The organism is Methylobacterium sp. WL120 (genome assembly GCF_008039465.1).
GTDB lineage: Bacteria > Pseudomonadota > Alphaproteobacteria > Rhizobiales > Beijerinckiaceae > Methylobacterium > Methylobacterium cerastii.
Window position 1 is genome coordinate 1 of sequence record NZ_VRUT01000368.1, and the last position, 782, is coordinate 782.

At 77.6% G+C, this 782-nt stretch carries 1 protein-coding gene; it reads right to left on the minus strand.

Annotation, left to right across the window (positions count from 1 at the left end; genetic code table 11):
* Nucleotides 1–782 (minus strand): cobaltochelatase subunit CobN (locus tag FV229_RS27045; RefSeq protein WP_187275312.1); only part of this gene is annotated, 782 nt, incomplete at both ends.

A 782-nucleotide genomic window follows, 5' to 3' on the forward strand; every position in this document is an offset into this window, starting at 1 on the left:
GCCGAAGACCCGGGCCTGCCCCTCGCCGCGGCGGCGGGCGGCGGCGAGCGGGTTCTCGTCGTCCTCCTCGTCGCGCTCGGCGACGGCGCGCGCGGCACGGTCGAGGAGGGCGAGGGTGTCGGGGAAGGTGTCGCGGAACGCGCCCGAGACACGGCAGGTCACGTCGATGCGCGGGCGGTCGAGCAGGGCGAGCGGCAGCACCTCGAAGCCGGTGACGCGGGTGGAGGCGTGGTCCCAGGTCGGGCGCACCCCCATCAGTGCAAGCGCGTGCGCCACGTCCTCGCCGCCGGTGCGCAGGGTCGGCGAGGCCCAGAGGTCCATGACGATGCGGGCGGGATATTCGCCCTCGTCCTGCAGGTGCCGCAGCACGATCGCGGCCGCCGCCTTCTCGCCGAGCAGGGTCGCCGCCCGGGTCGGCAGCGCGCGCGGATCGAGGGTGGTCAGGTTGCGGCCCGTCGGCATAACGTCGGTGCGCCCGCGCGAGGGCGAGCCGGACGGGCCGGGCGGCACGAAGCGGCCGTCGAGGGCAGCGAGCAGGCCGGCGCGCTCCGCGCGCGCGCTCGCGGCGACGGCGTCCGGCGCGTCGTCCGGTGCGCGGCCGAAGACGTGGAGCCCGTCCCGGAACGCGGTCTCGCCGAGGTCGCACAGATGCGCGTCGAGCGCTGCGAGCGCGTCGGCCATCGGCGTGTCGGCGTCGATGCCGGCGCCCGCCAGCAGGCCGGCCGCCTCGGCGTCGTCGAGGATGGCGCGCGCGATCAGCGCCGCGCGGCGCGGGTCGAGGA